This is a genomic window from Streptococcus sp. KHUD_016, from assembly GCF_051106465.1.
Lineage (GTDB): Bacteria > Bacillota > Bacilli > Lactobacillales > Streptococcaceae > Streptococcus.
The window spans coordinates 1,103,962-1,123,767 of sequence record NZ_CP193663.1 but is presented as its reverse complement, the minus strand read 5'-3'; the positions used below and the strand labels follow the sequence as shown (position 1 = coordinate 1,123,767).

Sequence of the window (19,806 nt, the reverse complement as noted above, 5' to 3'; positions counted from 1 at the left end):
ATGGAAAAGTATTTATCGGTAACAACTTTGACCAAGTATCTGAAAATGAAATTCGATAAAGACCCTTACTTGGAACGGGTCTATTTAACTGGTCAAGTTTCCAACTTTCGTAAACGACCTACTCACCAATATTTCTCCTTAAAAGATGATCATGCAGTCATTCAAGCGACCATCTGGTCTGGGATTTATCAAAAATTAGGTTTCGACTTGGAAGAGGGAATGAAAATCAATGTGATTGGGCGTGTGCAAATCTATGAACCGAGCGGTAGCTACTCTATCATCATTGAAAAAGCTGAGCCTGATGGGGTTGGGGCGCTCGCGATTCAGTTTGAACAACTCAAGAAAAAATTGACAGAAGAAGGTCTGTTTCAAGAACGTTTCAAGCAACCTCTTCCCCAGTTTGCTAAGCGGATCGGTGTGGTGACCAGTCGTAGTGGAGCTGTTATTCGAGATATCATCACGACTGTCAGCAGACGCTTTCCAGGTGTTGATATCCTTCTCTATCCGACTAAGGTACAAGGTGATGGAGCTGCGGAGGAAATTGCTCGAAATATTGCGCGTGCCAATCAACGTGAGGACCTAGATATTCTCATCATTGGTCGTGGTGGGGGTTCCATTGAGGATCTCTGGGCTTTTAACGAAGAGATCGTGGTACGGGCTATTTTTGAATCCCGTTTGCCAGTCATCTCTAGTGTTGGTCATGAGACAGATGTGACCTTGGCGGACTTTGTAGCTGATCGCCGTGCTGCAACGCCAACAGCTGCAGCTGAACTGGCAACACCTGTAACCAAGTTGGATCTTCTGACTCATTTGCAAAATCAAGAAAAGCGGATGGCGACAGCAGTTCAGAATGTACTGTCAAGAAAAAAGGAAGCTCTGAAAAAATGCAGTCAGTCAGTCATCTTTAGACAGCCAGAGCGCTTGTACGATGGATATTTGCAACGGTTAGATCAACTACAACTGCGATTAAAACAAAGTTTGCGAACACGGATTTCTGATAATAAACAGTTAGTCCAAGCAAGGACGCATCAACTAGTCCAATTATCACCTATAACCAAAATCCAGCGTTATCAAGACCGTTTAGGTCAGTTGGACAAGCTCCTACGTAGCCAAATGGCGCTGGTTTATGATGCCAAGGTCGCTGAAGTCAAGCGACTTTCAGAAGCTCTGCTGATGTTGGATACCAGTCGAATCGTAGCGCGTGGTTATGCAATTGTCAAAAAAGAAGAGTCCGTAGTCGATTCTGTTGAGATGTTGAATAAAAAAGACCAAGTGATGCTTTTGATGCGAGATGGTCAAGTAGAATTAGAGGTTAAAGATGTCAAAACAAAAGAAATTTGAGGAAAATCTAGTAGAACTAGAGACCATTGTCCAAAGTTTGGAAAACGGTGAAATTGCTTTGGAAGATGCGATTGCTGCTTTTCAAAAGGGCATGGTCTTGTCAAAAGAGCTCCAAGCGACGTTGGACAAGGCTGAAAAGACCTTAGTCAAGGTCATGCAAGAAGACGGGACAGAAAGTGATTTTGAATGAAGAAGCAAGAAAAATTAGCTCTTGTCGAGTCTGCTTTGGAAGATTTTTATGGAGACCAGCAGTTTGCCTCTAGTTTGCGAGAGTCCGTTCTCTATTCCATTCATGCTGGTGGCAAGCGTATTCGGCCTTTTCTCTTGTTAGAAGTTCTGGAAGCCTTGCAGGTCGCTATTAAACCTGCTCACGCGCAGGTGGCCGCGGCCTTGGAAATGATTCATACAGGGAGCTTGATTCACGATGACCTTCCTGCTATGGATGATGACGATTATCGTCGTGGACGCTTGACCAATCATAAGAAATTTGGCGAAGCGATGGCAATATTGGCAGGAGATGCCTTGTTCCTAGATCCCTATGCCTTGATAGCGCAGGCAGATTTATCAAGTCAGATCAAGGTGGATTTGATTGCCAACTTATCCCTTGCTTCAGGGAGTCTAGGTATGGTGGCAGGGCAGGTTTTAGATATGGAAGGCGAACACCAGCATTTATCCTTGGAAGAACTTCAGACCATTCATGCCAATAAGACTGGAAAATTACTAGCTTATCCTTTCCAAGCAGCTGCTATCATTGCGGAATTGGAACCAGAAATCCAAGCAAAATTGAAAACTGTGGGTGAATTGATTGGGCTGGCCTTTCAAGTTCGAGATGATGTGCTGGATGTGACAGCTAGTTTTGAGGAAATCGGCAAGACTCCACAAAAGGATTTGCAGGCTGAAAAATCAACCTATCCAGCCTTGCTGGGTTTGGAGGAGGCCATTGCTTTTTGTAACCAAACCTTGGATCAAGCTAATGCCAAGTTAGAAGAAATTGCCCAGCAAGTCAGCTTTGAAACAGAGCCGATTGTGAAAGTAGTAGAAAGTTTGAGAATCAATGGCTAAGGAAAGAGTGGATGTACTAGCTTATAAACAGGGCTTGTTTGAAACGCGAGAACAGGCTAAACGCGGTGTCATGGCTGGTCTAGTTGTAGCAGTCCTCAATGGGGAGCGTTTTGACAAGCCAGGAGAGAAAATCCCAGATGACACTGATCTAAAACTCAAGGGTGAAAAACTCAAGTATGTTAGCCGTGGTGGTTTGAAATTAGAAAAAGCCTTGCAGGTCTTTGGGTTGTCAGTTGATGGAGCGACCACGATTGATATCGGTGCTTCCACTGGAGGATTTACTGACGTCATGTTGCAAAATGGTGCTGAGTTAGTCTTTGCAGTCGATGTTGGTACCAATCAGTTGGCTTGGAAATTACGTCAAGACCCACGGGTTGTCAGCATGGAGCAGTTCAATTTCCGCTATGCTGAAAAGACTGATTTTGAGCAGGAACCAAGCTTTGCCAGTATTGATGTGAGTTTCATTTCCCTCAGTCTGATTTTGCCTGCTTTGCATCGTGTCTTGGCTGATCAAGGTCAGGTGGTGGCACTTGTCAAACCCCAGTTTGAAGCAGGTCGTGAGCAGATTGGGAAAAATGGAATCATTCGAGATGCTAAGGTTCATCAAACTGTCCTTGAATCTGTCACTGCTATGGCAGTTGAACAAGGTTTTTCAGTGCTTGGATTAGACTATTCACCAATCCAAGGTGGACATGGAAACATCGAATTTCTGGTATATTTGAAAAAGGAAGAGGGAGCAAGTAACCAAGTTGCCCCTGAAATAGAAAAAGTTGTAGAGAGAGCACATAGAGAATTTAAAGATGAATAAAAAAGAGAGACTTGAAAAAATTAGAAGATTTGTTACGGATTATCAAATCGGGACTCAGGAAGAAATTGTTGAGCATTTGAAGGAAGCAGGTATTTCTGCTACTCAAGCCACTGTCTCAAGGGACATCAAGGAGCTTGGGATTGTTAAAATTCCTTTGAAGAACAACACCTATATCTATGAGTTGCCAAAATCAATCGTCAAGAGTTTGCAATTGGCTGAGGACAATATTGTGAGTTCTGAGTTAATGGGAAATATGATTAACCTTGCTGTCATTCCTGGAAATACTATTTTTGTGAAGAGTCAGTTGGTTGAAGCATTTTCTGAACAGATTTTTAGCTGTCTAGCTGATGATGATTCTATCTTAATTGTAGCTAGAACAGCAGAGGCAGCTGAGGAAATTGTTGAACAAGTCAAAAAATGGTAGGTCAGTATGTTACTTGAAATTTCGATAAAAAACTTTGCCATTATTGAGGCGATTTCGCTCAATTTTGAAAAGGGTATGACTGTTTTAACCGGGGAAACGGGTGCTGGAAAGTCTATCATTATCGACGCTATGAATCTCATGTTGGGGGCTCGTGCAACGACAGACGTTATTCGTCATGGTGCGCCAAAGGCAGAGATTGAGGGGCTTTTTTCGGTTGAAAATAGTCGCCTTTTACAGGAACTTTTTGAAGAGCAAGGTTTAGAATTGGGTGATGAGATTATCATCCGCCGGGAAATTTTGCAAAATGGTCGTAGTGTTAGTCGCGTGAATGGTCAGATGGTCAATCTTTCTGTCTTGCGTGCCATTGGGCAACACCTTGTGGATATCCATGGTCAGCATGACCAAGAGGAGTTAATGCGTCCTCAACTGCACATCCAGATGTTGGATGAGTTTGGTGATGCTGCTTTCTTGGACTTGAAGGAGACCTATCAGACGAGCTTTGATGCCTATCGCAAAATGCGCAAGCAGGTTTTGGAAGTCAAGAAAAACCAGCAGGAACATAAGGCTCGTATTGAGATGTTGGAATTTCAAATGGCAGAGATTGAGGCAGCGAACTTACAGGCTGGTGAAGACTTAGCTCTCAACCAAGAACGAGATAAACTCCTCAATCATAAAAATATTGCGGATACGCTAACCAATGCCTACAGTATGCTGGACAATGAGGAATTCTCCAGTCTTGCTAATGTCCGTTCAGCCATGAATGACATGGAAAGTGTTGAAGAATACGACCCTGAATACCGTGAAATTTCAAGTTCTCTATCAGAAACATACTATGTTTTAGAAGATATTACCAAGCGTTTGGAAGATATTATTGAGGACTTGGATTTTGATGGCAATCGCCTCATGCAGGTTGAAAATCGCTTAGACCTTATAAATACTATTACTCGCAAGTACGGTGGGACTGTAGACGATGTTTTGCTTTATTTTACTAAGATTACGGATGAGTACAATCTCTTGACTGGAAATAACCTTTCTTCCGAAGACATGGAAGCAGAGCTCAAGAAATTGGAAGTTAATCTTGTCGATTTGGCAGGGCAACTTGCATCAGCTCGTCATGATTTGGCCCAGCAGCTTGAGGCAGAGATTAAACAAGAACTGCAAGATCTCTATATGGAGAAGGCACAATTCCAGGTTCGCTTTAGTAAGAGTAAGTTCAGCCGTGAAGGAAATGAAACAGTCGAATTTTACATTTCCACCAACCCTGGTGAGGACTTTAAGCCTTTGGTCAAAGTTGCATCTGGTGGGGAATTATCCCGCCTCATGCTAGCTATTAAATCCGCCTTTTCTCGTAAAGAAGGCAAGACTAGTATTGTCTTTGATGAGGTGGATACGGGAGTTTCAGGTCGTGTGGCCCAAGCCATTGCGCAAAAGATTCATAAGATTGGTCAGCATGGTCAGGTTCTTGCTATTTCTCACCTTCCACAAGTGATTGCGATTGCAGATTATCAATTCTTTATTGAGAAGATTAGCGATGAGCACTCAACGGTGTCGACTGTTCGCCTCTTGACTTTAGAAGAGCGAGTAGAGGAAGTAGCTAAGATGTTAGCAGGAGAGAATGTAACAGAGGCTGCCCTTACCCAAGCCAGAGAATTATTGCAAACGAGGGAGAAATAAATGACAGACTATTATGTAATTGGAGATGTCCATGGGAAAGCAGGTATGCTGGAAGACCTTCTCAAAACCTGGGATGGTCACACCCAGTTGCTCTTTCTAGGGGATTTGATTGACCGAGGTGAAGATAGTCGCCGTGTTCTAGAAATGGTCAAGGACTTGGTGGACAATCAAGGGGCTATCTGTCTATCAGGAAACCACGAGTATATGTTTCTGACTTGGCTCGATGACCCAGAAGAAAGCTATGACCATTATCGTCGCAATGGTGGTGATACAACCATTAACTCAATTTTAGGTCGTCCCTTGGATGCACCAGTTGATGGCGTAGAAGATGCCAAACGGGTTGCGACAGAAGCAGCAGACTTGGTCGGATTTATTCGTCAAATGCCATTTGTGGTAGAGACAGACAAGTATATCTTTGTTCATGCGGGTATTGACTTGACTTTGGATGATTGGCATGAAACCACAGATTATAAAAAAGTCTGGCTCAGAAAACCATTCCACGAAGCCGAAAATCATACTGGGAAAACCATTGTCTTTGGGCATACACCAGTTTATGGCTTACTGAAGCAAGACCGAGGTACAGCTGAGCTTTGGATGACAGAAGATGGCAAGATTGGCATGGATGGAGGAGCTGTCTATGGTGGTGTCCTTCATGGGATCGTCTTTACAGACCAAGGAATGACAGAACACCACTTTATCGAGAATGATGGTTTTATTGCCGAAGATTAGTACTCCTAGCAGGGTATGGTCTTGTCAAAATGTTAAAAACAATTTATAATTAATAGATACCCTGAAAGGAAGAGCAGCATGAACTTAGAAGAATTAAAGAAACGACAGGAGAAGATTCGAAACTTCTCTATTATCGCCCATATTGACCATGGGAAGTCAACGCTAGCAGACCGCATTTTGGAAAAGACGGAGACCGTTTCTAGTCGTGAAATGCAGGCCCAGCTTTTGGATAGTATGGATCTTGAACGTGAACGTGGGATTACCATTAAGTTGAATGCCATTGAGCTCAATTACACTGCAAAAGATGGCGAAACCTATATTTTCCACTTGATTGACACGCCAGGGCACGTGGACTTTACCTATGAAGTGTCGCGTTCGCTAGCTGCCTGTGAAGGAGCGATTTTGGTGGTTGATGCGGCTCAAGGGATTGAAGCGCAAACTCTTGCTAACGTTTATCTAGCCTTGGACAATGATTTGGAAATTCTGCCCGTCATTAACAAGATTGACCTACCAGCAGCCGATCCTGAGCGCGTTCGTACAGAGATTGAGGATGTCATTGGACTAGATGCCAGCGAAGCGGTCTTAGCATCAGCCAAAGCTGGTATTGGTATCGAAGAGATTCTTGAGCAAATCGTAGAGAAAGTGCCAGCCCCAACTGGTGATGTTTCAGCTCCACTCAAAGCCTTGATTTTCGACTCAGTTTATGATGCTTACCGTGGGGTTATCCTCCAAGTTCGTGTCATGGACGGAGTTGTTAAACCTGGCGATAAGATTCAACTCATGAGCAATGGAAAGACCTTTGATGTGACGGAGGTCGGAATTTTCACACCGAAAGCTGTTGGGCGTGATTTCCTAGCCACAGGTGACGTTGGTTATATTGCGGCTTCTATCAAGACGGTTCAAGACACGCGTGTCGGAGATACAGTGACCCTAGCAAGCAATCCTGCAGCAGAACCGCTAGATGGCTACAAGCAAATGAATCCTATGGTCTTTGCAGGACTTTACCCAATTGAGTCAAACAAGTACAATGACCTACGTGAAGCCTTAGAAAAATTGCAGCTCAACGATGCTAGCTTGCAGTTTGAACCAGAAACATCTCAGGCCCTTGGATTTGGTTTCCGTTGTGGATTCCTTGGACTCCTCCATATGGATGTTATCCAAGAGCGTTTAGAGCGCGAGTTCAACATTGACCTCATTATGACAGCTCCGTCTGTTATCTATAAGGTTAATCAAACTGACGGTGAGTCTATGGATGTCTCTAACCCATCAGAGTTTCCAGATCCAACTAAGATTGCGACCATTGAAGAACCTTATGTCAAGGCTCAGATTATGGTACCACAGGAGTTTGTTGGAGCGGTGATGGAACTGGCTCAGCGGAAACGTGGGGATTTTGTGACTATGGATTATATTGATGACAATCGTGTCAATGTCATCTATCAAATTCCACTTGCTGAAATCGTATTTGACTTTTTTGATAAGCTCAAGTCTTCGACGCGTGGTTATGCAAGCTTTGACTATGAATTGTCAGAGTATCGCCCATCTAAGCTGGTCAAAATGGACATCCTTCTCAATGGTGATAAGGTCGATGCTCTTAGCTTTATCGTCCACAAGGACTTTGCCTACGAACGCGGGAAACTCATCGTTGATAAGCTCAAGAAAATCATCCCTCGTCAACAGTTTGAGGTGCCGATTCAAGCAGCTATTGGACACAAAATTGTGGCTCGTACGGATATCAAGGCCCTTCGTAAAAACGTACTTGCCAAGTGTTATGGTGGTGACGTTTCGCGTAAACGCAAACTCCTTGAAAAACAAAAAGCTGGTAAGAAACGCATGAAAGCTATCGGATCAGTAGAAGTACCACAAGAAGCCTTCCTTAGCGTCTTAAGCATGGATGAAGAATAGAAATAAAAAAACTCTTGAAGATTTTTCAAGAGTTTTTGCTTTAAATGTGAGCTATAAAATCGTAAACTAACTGAATCGATTAGGTTAGAATTTGACAGAAGTCCTTATTTTTCTTATAATGCAGATGGAAAGGTGGTAGGATGAAAAGATTATTAATTTTAGGTACTGTAGTTACTATTAGTGCTTTTTTAGCTTCATGCTCCAATAAATCGCAAACAGCAACCGAAGAAAGTTCGACTGCGGTTGTTAGGTCTTCTAGCAGTCAGGAAACAAGTAGCTCTAGCTCTGCTGTTTCTGAAGCGAAAAAGGAAGAGACGCAAATCATCGGTTCGAATGAATATGGTTTTGTCAAGGTACCCAAATCATGGGTTCAATTCCATGAAGTAGAAGGTGGAAATGATATACAGTATAGTGATGGAACAGATATCAACATTGTTACGCTGAATACCTTCAAGGCTGAGCAGTTCAATATCAGCGAAGAAGAATATGCTAAACTGGATGTTGTGAATGTCTCATCTAGTATTTTAACTTCCAAAGAACAAAGCTCTGATTTCAGTAAGGTTTGGGGCTCCAAATCGACCATTGGAGGCTATGAAGCCTATGTTGTCAATGCAATTGCTAAGTCAGGGAAATACCTCGTTACCTGGGTTTTCCGATCAAATGATGGTAAAATCCGCTATGTTTCACTTGAAGGGGATGGGGAAACTTTAAAAACAATCTTACCGATGGTTGAAAGTAGCTGGTCAACTACTAAAGCTGAATAAATGAAAAAAAGAAGATCCTTGGTCTTCTTTTTATTTTTTTACGAATAGATATATGAGTAGAAAAAGAAATGGAGTTGTATATGAAGATCACAAACTATGAGATTTACAAATTGAGAAAAGCTGGGCTGAGCAATCAACAAATTTTAACAGTTCTTGAATACGATGAGACTGTAGATCAGGAGCTCTTGCTAGGTGATATTGCAGAAATATCGGGGTGCCGTAATCCTGCTGTCTTTATGGAACGCTATTTCCAGATAGATGATGCACAGTTGGAGAAGGAGTTTCAGAAATTTCCATCCTTCTCGATTCTTGATGACTGTTATCCTTGGGATCTGAGTGAGATTTATGATGCTCCAGCTCTTTTGTTTTACAAAGGGAATCTGGATTTATTGAAATTTCCAAAGGTTGCTCTTGTAGGGAGTCGTTCTTGTTCGAGTCAAGGTGCTAAGTCGATCCAGAAAATTATCCAAGGTTTAGAAAACGAGTTAATCGTGGTTAGTGGATTAGCAAAAGGAATCGATACCGCTGCCCATATGGCTGCGCTCCAGAATGGAGGACGAACGATTGCTGTCATTGGAACAGGATTGGATGTTTTTTATCCACGTGCTAATAAACGCTTGCAGGACTACATTGGAAATCATCATCTAGTGCTAAGTGAGTACGGTCCAGGTGAAGAACCCTTAAAATTTCACTTTCCAGCTCGTAATCGTATCATTGCAGGATTGTGTCGTGGAGTTATTGTGGCAGAGGCAAGGATGCGGTCAGGGAGTCTCATTACCTGTGAACGCGCCATGGAGGAAGGACGCGATGTCTTTGCTATTCCAGGGAACATTCTTGATGGCCATTCAGATGGTTGCAACCACTTGATCCAAGAGGGAGCAAAACTGATCACAAGTGGTCAAGATGTGTTAGCAGAGTTTGAATTTTAAGGAGAAATTTATTCCCTCAGATAAACTTTTCTTCTATATATAGGAGTTAAGTCTTGACAGCTATAGAAAAATGGTTTACACTTTATAAAGTTTATTACTTTGAAAAGGTGTGATAGTGTGGCTACGGCAACAAAGAAGAAAAAATCAACAGTTAAAAAAAATCTAGTCATCGTGGAGTCGCCTGCTAAGGCGAAAACGATTGAGAAATATCTAGGACGAAATTACAAGGTTCTAGCCAGTGTTGGACATATCCGAGATTTGAAAAAATCCAGTATGTCTGTTGATATTGAAAACAATTATGAACCACAGTATATCAATATCCGTGGAAAAGGCCCTCTCATTAATGACTTGAAAAAAGAAGCTAAAAAGGCCAATAAAGTCTTTCTGGCGAGTGACCCGGACCGTGAAGGAGAAGCAATTTCCTGGCATTTGGCTCATATCCTTGATTTGGATGAGAATGATGCCAATCGTGTGGTCTTTAATGAAATCACCAAAGACGCAGTAAAAAATGCTTTTAAAGAACCTCGCAAGATTGATATGGACTTGGTCGATGCCCAACAAGCTCGTCGTGTCTTGGACCGCTTAGTAGGCTATTCGATTTCGCCAATTTTGTGGAAAAAGGTCAAGAAGGGCTTATCAGCAGGACGCGTGCAGTCAGTTGCCCTTAAGCTCATCATTGACCGTGAAAATGAAATCAATGCCTTCCAACCGGAAGAATACTGGACAATTGATGGTGTCTTTAAGAAGGGAACCAAGCAATTTCAGGCTTCTTTCTATGGTATGAATGGCAAAAAGATGAAATTGACCACCAATGAAGAGGTCAAAGAAGTCTTGTCCCATTTGACTAGTAAAGATTTCACAGTAGACCAGGTAGATAAGAAAGAACGCAAACGCAATGCGCCCCTACCTTATACGACTTCAACCATGCAGATGGATGCGGCTAACAAAATCAATTTCCGTACTCGAAAGACCATGATGGTGGCTCAACAGCTCTATGAAGGGATCAATATCGGATCGGGCGTGCAAGGTTTGATTACCTATATGCGTACAGACTCGACTCGTATCAGTCCTGTGGCTCAGAATGAAGCGGCAAGCTATATTAACGAGCGTTTTGGTAGCAAGTATTCCAAGCATGGTAGCAAGGTCAAGAATGCCTCAGGTGCTCAGGATGCTCACGAAGCCATTCGTCCATCTAGTGTCTTTAACACACCTGAAAGCATCGCTAAGTACTTGGACAAAGACCAGCTTAAGCTCTATACCCTTATCTGGAACCGTTTTGTGGCTAGCCAGATGACAGCTGCTATCTTTGATACCATGGCTGTTAAGCTCTCTCAAAATGGGGTTCAGTTTGCGGCGAATGGAAGCCAAGTTAAGTTTGATGGGTATCTTGCTATTTATAATGACTCTGACAAGAACAAAATGTTGCCAGATATGGCTGTTGGAGATGTGGTCAAACAGGTCAATAGCAAGCCAGAACAACATTTCACCCAACCGCCAGCTCGCTATTCGGAAGCAACTCTTATCAAGACCTTGGAAGAAAATGGGGTTGGACGTCCGTCAACCTATGCTCCGACCATTGAAACTATCCAAAAACGTTACTACGTTCGTCTGGCTGCTAAACGTTTTGAACCGACAGAACTGGGAGAAATTGTCAATAAACTCATTGTTGAATATTTCCCAGATATCGTAAATGTGACCTTCACAGCTGAGATGGAAGGAAAACTGGATGATGTCGAGGTTGGAAAAGAGCAGTGGCAACGGGTCATTGACGCCTTTTACAAACCATTCTCTAAAGAAGTAGCCAAGGCAGAAGCTGAAATGGAAAAAATCCAGATCAAGGATGAGCCAGCTGGATTTGACTGTGAGGTTTGTGGCAGTCCGATGGTGATTAAGCTAGGACGTTTTGGTAAATTCTATGCTTGCAGCAACTTCCCAGACTGCCGTCACACACAAGCAATTGTCAAAGAGATTGGAGTCGAGTGTCCAAGCTGTCATCAAGGACAAATCATCGAACGCAAAACCAAGCGCAATCGTATCTTCTATGGTTGCAATCGCTATCCAGAATGTGAGTTTACTTCCTGGGACAAACCAATTGGCCGTGACTGTCCAAAATGCGGACACTTCCTAGTGGAGAAAAAAGTCCGTGGTGGTGGTAAGCAGGTTGTATGTAGTAATGGCGACTACGAAGAAGAGAAAATTAAATAAAATGCAGAGTCCTGAAAATAAATTTCAGGCTCTTTTTACTTGAAGCTTGACAAATTTCCTCACTTTGTGGGAAACTAGTAGAAGATTATTTCAATTAGGAGAAGACATGCGTATTATTTACCTAAGTATTGGTTTTATTTCTTTAGCCTTGGCTCTTGTTGGGGTTGTCTTGCCCCTCTTGCCAACAACACCCTTCCTTTTGCTATCAATTGCTTGCTTTTCCAAGTCTTCAAAGAGATTTGAAGACTGGCTTTATCATACAAAGCTTTATCAGACTTATGTAGCGGACTTTCGGGAAACCAAGTCAATCGCGCGTGAACGAAAGAAAAAAATTATCGTATCTATCTATATCTTGATGGGGATTTCTATTTATTTTGCCCCTCTTTTACCAGTCAAAATCGGTCTGGGAGCCCTGACTATCTTTATTACCTACTATCTCTTTAAAGTCATTCCTGACAAAGAATAGATAAAAATAGTAGTTATTTGCCTTGATAAAAATGAAAGCATATTTAAAATAATATGATATAATAAATTTAAAGAAAACATCAAGGAGAATCAAATGATTTACGAATTTTGTGCTGAAAATGTGACCTTGCTTGAAAAAGCGATGCAGGCTGGAGCTCGTCGAATCGAACTTTGTGACAATCTAGCAGTGGGTGGAACAACACCTAGCTATGGAGTGACCAAGGCGGCGGTTGAACTGGCAGCTAACTACGACACCACCATCATGACCATGATTCGTCCCCGTGGTGGCGACTTTGTCTATACTGATCTTGAAATAGCGATCATGCTAGAAGACATTCGTTTGACTACTCAGGCTGGAAGTCAAGGGGTTGTATTTGGGGCATTAACTGCTGATAAGAAGTTGGATAAGCCTAATCTTGAGAAGCTGATTACCGCATCTAAAGGAATGGAAATTGTCTTTCACATGGCCTTTGATGAATTAAGTGATGAAGACCAGTTGGAAGCCATTGACTGGCTCAGCCAAGCCGGAGTCACTCGTATCTTAACTCGTGCTGGAGTTTCTGAGGACTCGCTAGACAAACGTTTTGCTCACTATCACAGAATTTTGGAACATGCAAAAGGTAAAATTGAAATCTTACCAGGTGGAGGAATTGACTTGGACAACCGTCAAACCTTTATCGACCAACTTGGTGTGACTCAATTGCACGGTACCAAGGTTGTCTTTTAAAAAATAGAAAGGAACTGCTAGCTTTGGGTAGCAGTTTTCACTTATGTTTGAAATTTTTAAATCCTATCAGTTTAATCAAGAAAAAGTTCGTGCCTTCGGTTTTATAGAAAATGAGGGAGTCTGGTCCTACAGTTTCCAGATTTTGGATGGAGACTTTGTCATGATTGTGTCCATCACTACAGATAATGTGAGTTTTCAAGTTTTTGATCAGGAGACTGGTGACCTTTATCCTCAAGTCCATATGGAAAGCATGAGAGGGACTTTTGTTGGAAGTGTCCGTGAGGCTTGTTTGGAGATTCTCTATCAGATTCGGAAGGCTTGTTTTGATGTGCAGGATTTTATCTGTCCTCAGACTAAGCGCATCATGGCTCAAGTTCAGGAAAAGTATGGTAATCAGTTGGAGTATCTGTGGGAAAAATCGCCTGATACAGCTGTATTGCGCCATGAAGGCAATCAAAAGTGGTATGCTGTTTTAATGAGAATTCCTTGGGATAGGCTAGATAAGGGGAGAGAAGGGCTAGTCGAAGCAGTTAATATCAAACACGACCAAGTAGCTGACTTGCTTTCACAAAAGGGTATTTATCCAGCTTTTCATATGAATAAACGCTACTGGCTTAGTCTGGCGCTTGATGATAGTTTGCAAGATGAAGAAGTGATAGAACTCATCGAAAGAAGTTGGAACTTGACTGTGAAAAATTAAAGAAAGTTACTTGATTTTTCAAATACTTTCAATTAGCAAAATATTCTTTACTGAAGAAATTTTCAGAAAATAATGGATTTTTTCTTGACAAGTGTTTTTAGCTATGCTAAAATACTAAACAAGATATCAAACGAAGGAGAAAGTCAAACATGAAAACAGCTAAGTTTAATCAATTTGCTTTGTTGTTGAGGTACTCGGGCTAGTGCAAAAGCATTAGTCCTGTTTGGCTTACCAAGCGGGAGTAAATCAACATCTCGCTTGGGCTTCTAAGCGAGATGTTTTTTTAAAACCACATTTGGAAAAGGGGAAATCTTATGCGTAAAGTTGAATTTTTTGATACAAGCCTTCGTGATGGGGAACAAACACCTGGTGTTAACTTTTCAATAAAGGAAAAAGTTTCCATTGCAAGACAGCTAGAGAAATGGGGAATTTCTGTAATTGAAGCTGGTTTTCCGGCTGCTAGTCCAGATTCATTTATAGCCGTTCAAGAAATTGCTAGAGCCATGAAAAAAACAGCAGTGACAGGATTAGCTCGTTCTGTAAAATCTGATATTGATGCTTGTTATGAGGCGCTTAAGGATGCCAAGTATCCACAAATTCATGTCTTTATCGCTACCAGTCCGATTCACCGCAAGTATAAGCTCAATAAAAGCAAGGAAGAGATTTTAGAAGCTATCAAGGAACATGTTTCTTATGCTCGTTCTAAGTTTGAAATCGTCGAATTCTCTCCTGAAGATGCGACTAGAACAGAGTTGGATTTCCTCTTGCAAGTCGTTCAAACAGCGGTCGATGCAGGTGCATCTTATATCAATATCCCTGACACAGTTGGCTTTACGACTCCAGAAGAGTTTGCACGTATCTTTGATCACTTGACTGAAAATATTAAATCAAATCATAAAGTTGTCTTTGGTGTCCACTGTCACGATGATCTCGGTATGGCAACTGCAAATACTTTGATAGCAATTAAACACGGTGCTGGACGTGTCCAGGGAACTATTAATGGTATCGGTGAACGCGCAGGTAATGTTGCTCTTGAAGAAGTAGCTGTTGCTTTGAAGATTCGTGAGGATTTCTTCCAAGCAACTAGTGATATTGTTTTGGATGAAACAATGAATACGTCTGAAATGGTTTCTCGCTTCTCTGGTATTCCAGTTCCTAAAAACAAGGCTGTGGTTGGTGGTAATGCCTTCTCCCACGAGTCTGGTATTCACCAAGATGGAGTCCTTAAAAATCCTCTCACTTATGAGATTATCACACCTGAATTGGTCGGGGTTAAGAGTAATAGTCTTCCGCTTGGTAAATTGTCTGGTCGCCATGCCTTTGTTGAAAAACTAAGAGAACTGGCCCTAGATTATACAGAAGAGGATATCAAACCACTCTTTGCTAAGTTCAAGGCGTTGGCAGATAAGAAACAAGAAATCACAGATGCAGATATTCGAGCTCTGGTCGCTGGTACCATGGTTGAAAACCCAGAAGGCTTCCACTTTGATGATTTACAACTTCAAACTCATGCAGATAATGACATTGAAGCTCTCGTTAGCCTAGCAAATATGGATGGTGAGAAAGTCGAATTCAATGCAACAGGGCAAGGCTCTGTTGAAGCAATCTTTAACGCTATCGATAAGTTCTTTAACCAATCTGTCCGCTTGGTGTCCTATACTATTGACGCGGTAACAGATGGAATCGATGCCCAAGCTCGGGTTTTGGTCACTGTTGAAAACAGAGATACAGAAACTATCTTTAACGCAGCAGGTCTTGACTTCGATGTATTGAAGGCTTCGGCTATTGCCTATATCAATGCCAATACTTTTGTTCAAAAAGAGAATGCAGGTGAGATGGGGCATAGCGTTTCCTACCGAGACATGCCTAGTGTGTAAAGGAGAAGGCTATGACAAAGAAAATAGTAGCACTAGCAGGGGATGGAATCGGTCCAGAAATCATGGAAGCTGGTTTAACGGTTCTGGAAGCTCTAGCTTCAAAAACAGGCTTTGACTATGAAATAAATAGACGCCCCTTTGGAGGTGCAGGTATTGATGCTACAGGGCATCCCTTACCTGATGAAACCCTCAAGGCATGTAGAGAAGCAGATGCTATTCTCCTAGCGGCTATCGGTAGTCCCCAGTATGATGGAGCAGTGGTTCGCCCTGAACAAGGCTTGCTGGCTCTTCGTAAGGAACTCAATCTCTATGCCAATATTCGCCCTGTAAAAATCTTTGATAGTCTTAAGCATTTATCACCTCTCAAACCGGAACGAATTGCTGGTGTAGACTTTGTCGTGGTGCGTGAGTTGACAGGTGGTATCTACTTTGGGGATCATATCCTTGAAGAGCGAAAAGCGCGTGATATCAACGACTACAGCTACGAAGAAGTAGAGCGGATTATTCGCAAGGCATTTGAAATTGCAAGAAGTCGCAGAAAACTCGTTACCAGTATCGATAAGCAAAATGTTCTAGCGACATCAAAACTCTGGCGGATAGTAGCTGAGGAAGTTGCGCAGGATTTTCCAGATGTGACCTTGGAACACCAGTTGGTGGACTCAGCTGCCATGCTCATGATTACCAATCCTGCTAAGTTTGATGTCATCGTAACGGAGAATCTTTTCGGAGATATCTTATCTGATGAATCAAGCGTTCTATCTGGCACGCTTGGAGTCATGCCATCAGCTAGTCATTCTGAAAAAGGTCCAAGTCTTTATGAACCTATTCATGGTTCGGCACCTGATATTGCAGGTCAAGGAATTGCCAATCCTATTTCCATGATTTTATCTGTTGCTATGATGTTGAGAGATAGCTTTGGACGTTATGAGGATGCAGAGCGTATTGAGCGTGCTGTTGAAGCTAGTTTAGCGGCTGGCATTTTAACAAGAGATATTGGAGGACAGGCTTCGACCAAGGAAATGACAGAAGCCATCATTGAAAGATTATGAAGATAAATGAAGGAATCACGCTTGCCCTCTTGATTTGGAATTTGCTGATTTTCTTGATTTATGGCATTGACAAATCCAAGGCAAGAAGAGGTGCTTGGCGCGTCCCAGAGAAAATCTTACTCATTTTAGCCTTTACTTTTGGTGGTTTTGGTGCCTGGTTGGCAGGAATCATCTTTCACCACAAGACTAGAAAATGGTATTTTAAAACAGTTTGGTTTCTCGGGATGGTGACCACACTAGTAGCCTTATATTTTATTTGGAGGTAATGGATGGCAGGAAAATCGATTTTTGATAAATTATGGGACCGTCATGTCATCACAGGAGAAGAAGGGCAGCCCCAACTCATGTATGTGGACCAGCACTATATTCATGAAGTGACTAGTCCCCAAGCTTTTCAAGGATTACGAGATGCAGGCCGCAGATTGAGACGACCAGACTTGACATTTGGGACCTTTGACCACAATGTACCAACGGTCAACATCTATGATATTCGAGATGTCATTTCTAAGGCCCAAATTGATAAGCTTGCTGAAAATGTTGAGGAGTTTGGGATTGAACATGCTGCCCATGGTTCTGAAAAGCAGGGCATCGTTCACATGGTAGGTCCAGAGACAGGACGGACGCAACCAGGAAAATTCATCGTTTGTGGAGACAGTCATACAGCTACTCACGGAGCTTTCGGAGCTATCGCCTTTGGAATTGGGACCAGTGAGGTCGAGCATGTCTTTGCTACCCAGACCCTTTGGCAGGTCAAACCCAAGAAAATGCTGATAGAATTCACTGGTGTTCCTCAAAAAGGAGTTTATTCTAAGGATTACATTCTCGCCTTAATTGCCAAGTATGGCGTTGCTTGTGGTGTAGGATATGTGGTCGAATATCGTGGACAAGCGATTGATGCACTGACCATGGAAGAGAGAATGACTATCTGCAATATGTCCATCGAGTTTGGTTCTAAGATGGGAATTATGAATCCAGATCAGACCACCTATGACTATCTCAAGGGACGGGAATGTGTTCCAGAGGACTTTGAGGAGGCGGTTGCCGACTGGAAAAACCTAGTTAGCGATGACGATGCTGTCTATGATAAGGTTATCCGGATGGATGTCTCAGACTTGGCTCCTATGGTGACCTGGGGAACAAATCCTGCTATGGGGGTTGATTTTGACAGTAGATTCCCAGAAATTAAGGATATGAATGATGAGCGCGCTTATCATTACATGGACTTGGAGCCTGGTCAAAAGCCAGCGGATATTGAACTAGGCTATATCTTTATTGGCTCTTGTACCAATGCTCGGCTCAGTGACTTACAGCTGGCTGCGCGATTTGTCAAAGGGAAGAAGATTGCTCCCAATCTAACAGCAATCGTAGTACCAGGTTCTCGTCCTGTCAAACGAGCTGCTGAGAAGTTGGGCTTGGATAAGGTCTTCTTAGATGCTGGCTTTGAGTGGCGAGACCCAGGTTGCTCTATGTGCCTAGGGATGAATCCTGACAAGGTCCCTGATGGTGTCCACTGTGCCTCAACCAGTAACCGCAACTTTGAAGACAGACAAGGATTTGGTGCTAAAACCCATCTCTGCAGTCCAGCCATGGCAGCGGCGGCAGCTATAGCAGGGCGCTTCGTAGATGTTCGGCAAATGCCAGAGGCCCAGTAAGGAGAGGATATGGAGAAATTTACAGTTTATACGGGAACGACCGTTCCTCTCATGAATGATAACATTGACACCGACCAAATACTTCCTAAGCAGTTTCTCAAGTTAATTGATAAAAAAGGCTTTGGTAAGTACCTCATGTATGCTTGGCGTTATCTGGACGATAACTACACTGAGGATCCAGACTTTGTCTTTAACCGACCTGAATACCGAAAAGCCAGTATCCTCATCTCAGGGGATAACTTTGGGGCAGGTTCTTCGAGGGAACACGCAGCTTGGGCTCTAGCCGACTATGGTTTTAAGGTCGTGATTGCAGGCTCTTTCGGGGACATTCATTACAATAATGAACTCAATAATGGCATGTTGCCCATTGTTCAGCCTAGGGAGGTTAGAGAAAAACTAGCCCAACTTAAACCGACCGATCAGGTAACTGTGGACTTGGAACAACAAAAAATCATCTCACCAGTCGGAGAATTCACTTTCGAAATTGATAGAGAATGGAAACACAAGCTTTTAAATGGTTTGGATGATATCGGAATTACCTTGCAGTATGAGGACTTGATTGCTGCCTATGAAAAACGACGACCAGCCTACTGGCAGGATTAGTAAAAATAGAAAAGGAAATAGAACTATGACAAAACACATTCAATGGAACGGAACACTTTCACAAGAAGGCTATAACATTTTAAAAGGTGAGGGCGGATGTATCGTTTGTCCTACTAAAGTTGGTTACATTATCATGACTAGCGATAAGGCAGGTCTTGAACGCAAATTTGAAGCCAAAGAGCGTAACCGTAACAAACCAGGTGTTGTTCTCTGCGGTAGCATGGACGAGCTTCGCGCTTTAGCACAACTCAACCCAGAAATTGAAGCCTTCTACCAAAAACATTGGGACGAAGATATTCTCCTAGGTTGTATCCTTCCTTGGAAACCAGAAGCCTTTGAGAAACTCAAAGCATACGGTGATGGCCGTGAAGAACTTATGACTGACGTGCGTGGTACTAGCTGTTTTGTCATCAAGTTTGGTAAAGCTGGTGAACAACTGGCTGCCAAACTTTGGGAAGAAGGTAAAATGGTCTACGCCTCATCAGCTAACCCATCTGGAAAAGGAAACCGTGGTAAGGTGGAAGGTATCGGGGAACGGATCGAAGGAGCAGTGGATCTTGTCATTGAAGCAGACGACTATGTGGCATCTATCCAACCTGACAAAACGATTGAAACTCGCTACGAGCAAGGTGTGATGGTATCTATGGTTGATAAAGATGGTAAGCTCATCCCAGAACAAGGAGGAGACCGTTCAATCTCACCAGCACCAGTCGTTATCCGCAAAGGGCTTGACATTGATAAAATCATGATGCATTTGTCAGATACCTTTAACTCATGGGACTACCGCCAGGGTGAGTATTATTAAGATTGGAGAAGAGGAGAGAATCTAATCTCTCTTTTTTCTCTTTCTATTTCCGAAACAAAAACCGAACTATATAATTTGATTATTAAAAAT

20 protein-coding genes are annotated in these 19,806 nt (G+C 42.6%); all 20 read left to right on the top strand.

Features of this window, described 5'->3' with window-relative positions; all coding sequences use genetic code 11:
- Positions 1-1,341 (top strand): exodeoxyribonuclease VII large subunit, encoded by a 1,341-nt coding sequence (gene xseA, locus ACORHV_RS05260; protein ID WP_084881775.1) that lies wholly within the window; start codon positions 1-3, stop codon positions 1,339-1,341.
- Complete coding sequence (locus ACORHV_RS05255) at positions 1,319-1,531, top strand: exodeoxyribonuclease VII small subunit (RefSeq protein ID WP_061420846.1); 213 nt, start codon at positions 1,319-1,321, stop codon at positions 1,529-1,531. Before xseA ends, ACORHV_RS05255 begins: the two co-directional genes overlap by 23 nt.
- Positions 1,528-2,403, top strand: coding sequence for a polyprenyl synthetase family protein (locus ACORHV_RS05250; RefSeq protein ID WP_070567534.1), 876 nt, complete (start codon positions 1,528-1,530; stop codon positions 2,401-2,403). The genes ACORHV_RS05255 and ACORHV_RS05250 overlap by 4 nt, the downstream gene beginning before the upstream one ends.
- Positions 2,396-3,211: a TlyA family RNA methyltransferase gene (locus ACORHV_RS05245; protein WP_434397668.1), complete on the top strand. Its 816-nt coding sequence runs from the start codon at positions 2,396-2,398 to the stop codon at positions 3,209-3,211. The genes ACORHV_RS05250 and ACORHV_RS05245 overlap by 8 nt, the downstream gene beginning before the upstream one ends.
- Positions 3,204-3,635: an arginine repressor gene (locus tag ACORHV_RS05240; protein WP_001034390.1), complete on the top strand. Its 432-nt coding sequence runs from the start codon at positions 3,204-3,206 to the stop codon at positions 3,633-3,635. Before ACORHV_RS05245 ends, ACORHV_RS05240 begins: the two co-directional genes overlap by 8 nt.
- Positions 3,636-3,641: 6 nt before the next feature.
- Positions 3,642-5,309, top strand: a complete 1,668-nt coding sequence (recN, locus tag ACORHV_RS05235; RefSeq protein ID WP_434397666.1) for a DNA repair protein RecN — start codon at positions 3,642-3,644, stop codon at positions 5,307-5,309.
- Positions 5,310-6,038, top strand: coding sequence for a metallophosphoesterase family protein (locus ACORHV_RS05230; RefSeq protein WP_434397664.1), 729 nt, complete (start codon positions 5,310-5,312; stop codon positions 6,036-6,038). It begins immediately after the preceding gene.
- Positions 6,039-6,116: 78 nt separating this feature from the next.
- Positions 6,117-7,940 carry a translation elongation factor 4 gene (lepA, locus tag ACORHV_RS05225; RefSeq protein WP_049505907.1) on the top strand — a complete coding sequence of 608 codons (1,824 nt, stop codon included), beginning with the start codon at positions 6,117-6,119 and terminating at the stop codon, positions 7,938-7,940.
- A 140-nt stretch (positions 7,941-8,080) separates the two neighbouring features.
- Positions 8,081-8,704: a hypothetical protein gene (locus ACORHV_RS05220; RefSeq protein ID WP_000825985.1), complete on the top strand. Its 624-nt coding sequence runs from the start codon at positions 8,081-8,083 to the stop codon at positions 8,702-8,704.
- A gap of 80 nt (positions 8,705-8,784) precedes the next feature.
- Positions 8,785-9,633 carry a DNA-processing protein DprA gene (gene dprA / locus ACORHV_RS05215; protein WP_000705327.1) on the top strand — a complete coding sequence of 283 codons (849 nt, stop codon included), beginning with the start codon at positions 8,785-8,787 and terminating at the stop codon, positions 9,631-9,633.
- Between the two features lie 117 nt (positions 9,634-9,750).
- Positions 9,751-11,838 carry a type I DNA topoisomerase gene (gene topA, locus ACORHV_RS05210; protein WP_000179628.1) on the top strand — a complete coding sequence of 696 codons (2,088 nt, stop codon included), beginning with the start codon at positions 9,751-9,753 and terminating at the stop codon, positions 11,836-11,838.
- A gap of 106 nt (positions 11,839-11,944) precedes the next feature.
- Entirely contained in the window at positions 11,945-12,304 is a 360-nt protein-coding gene (locus ACORHV_RS05205; RefSeq protein ID WP_001220359.1) for a YbaN family protein, read from the top strand.
- Between the two features lie 93 nt (positions 12,305-12,397).
- A complete protein-coding gene (locus tag ACORHV_RS05200) occupies positions 12,398-13,030 on the top strand; it encodes a copper homeostasis protein CutC (RefSeq protein ID WP_000638807.1) in 633 nt (210 codons plus the stop codon).
- A gap of 43 nt (positions 13,031-13,073) precedes the next feature.
- Entirely contained in the window at positions 13,074-13,730 is a 657-nt protein-coding gene (locus tag ACORHV_RS05195; protein ID WP_278276130.1) for an MmcQ/YjbR family DNA-binding protein, read from the top strand.
- Positions 13,731-14,044: 314 nt separating this feature from the next.
- Positions 14,045-15,607 (top strand): 2-isopropylmalate synthase, encoded by a 1,563-nt coding sequence (locus ACORHV_RS05190; RefSeq protein ID WP_278276129.1) that lies wholly within the window; start codon positions 14,045-14,047, stop codon positions 15,605-15,607.
- An 11-nt stretch (positions 15,608-15,618) separates the two neighbouring features.
- Positions 15,619-16,656: a 3-isopropylmalate dehydrogenase gene (leuB, locus tag ACORHV_RS05185; protein ID WP_278276128.1), complete on the top strand. Its 1,038-nt coding sequence runs from the start codon at positions 15,619-15,621 to the stop codon at positions 16,654-16,656.
- Positions 16,653-16,922, top strand: a complete 270-nt coding sequence (locus ACORHV_RS05180; RefSeq protein WP_278276127.1) for a DUF1294 domain-containing protein — start codon at positions 16,653-16,655, stop codon at positions 16,920-16,922. The genes leuB and ACORHV_RS05180 overlap by 4 nt, the downstream gene beginning before the upstream one ends.
- Positions 16,923-16,925: 3 nt before the next feature.
- The gene (gene leuC, locus ACORHV_RS05175) at positions 16,926-18,308 is read left to right on the top strand and encodes a 3-isopropylmalate dehydratase large subunit (RefSeq protein WP_434397658.1); all 1,383 of its coding nucleotides are present in this window, start codon (positions 16,926-16,928) and stop codon (positions 18,306-18,308) included.
- Between the two features lie 9 nt (positions 18,309-18,317).
- A complete protein-coding gene (gene leuD, locus ACORHV_RS05170; protein ID WP_000410639.1) occupies positions 18,318-18,911 on the top strand; it encodes a 3-isopropylmalate dehydratase small subunit in 594 nt (197 codons plus the stop codon).
- A 25-nt stretch (positions 18,912-18,936) separates the two neighbouring features.
- Positions 18,937-19,716: an L-threonylcarbamoyladenylate synthase gene (locus tag ACORHV_RS05165; RefSeq protein WP_000160520.1), complete on the top strand. Its 780-nt coding sequence runs from the start codon at positions 18,937-18,939 to the stop codon at positions 19,714-19,716.
- The last annotated feature ends 90 nt before the right edge of the window (positions 19,717-19,806 follow it).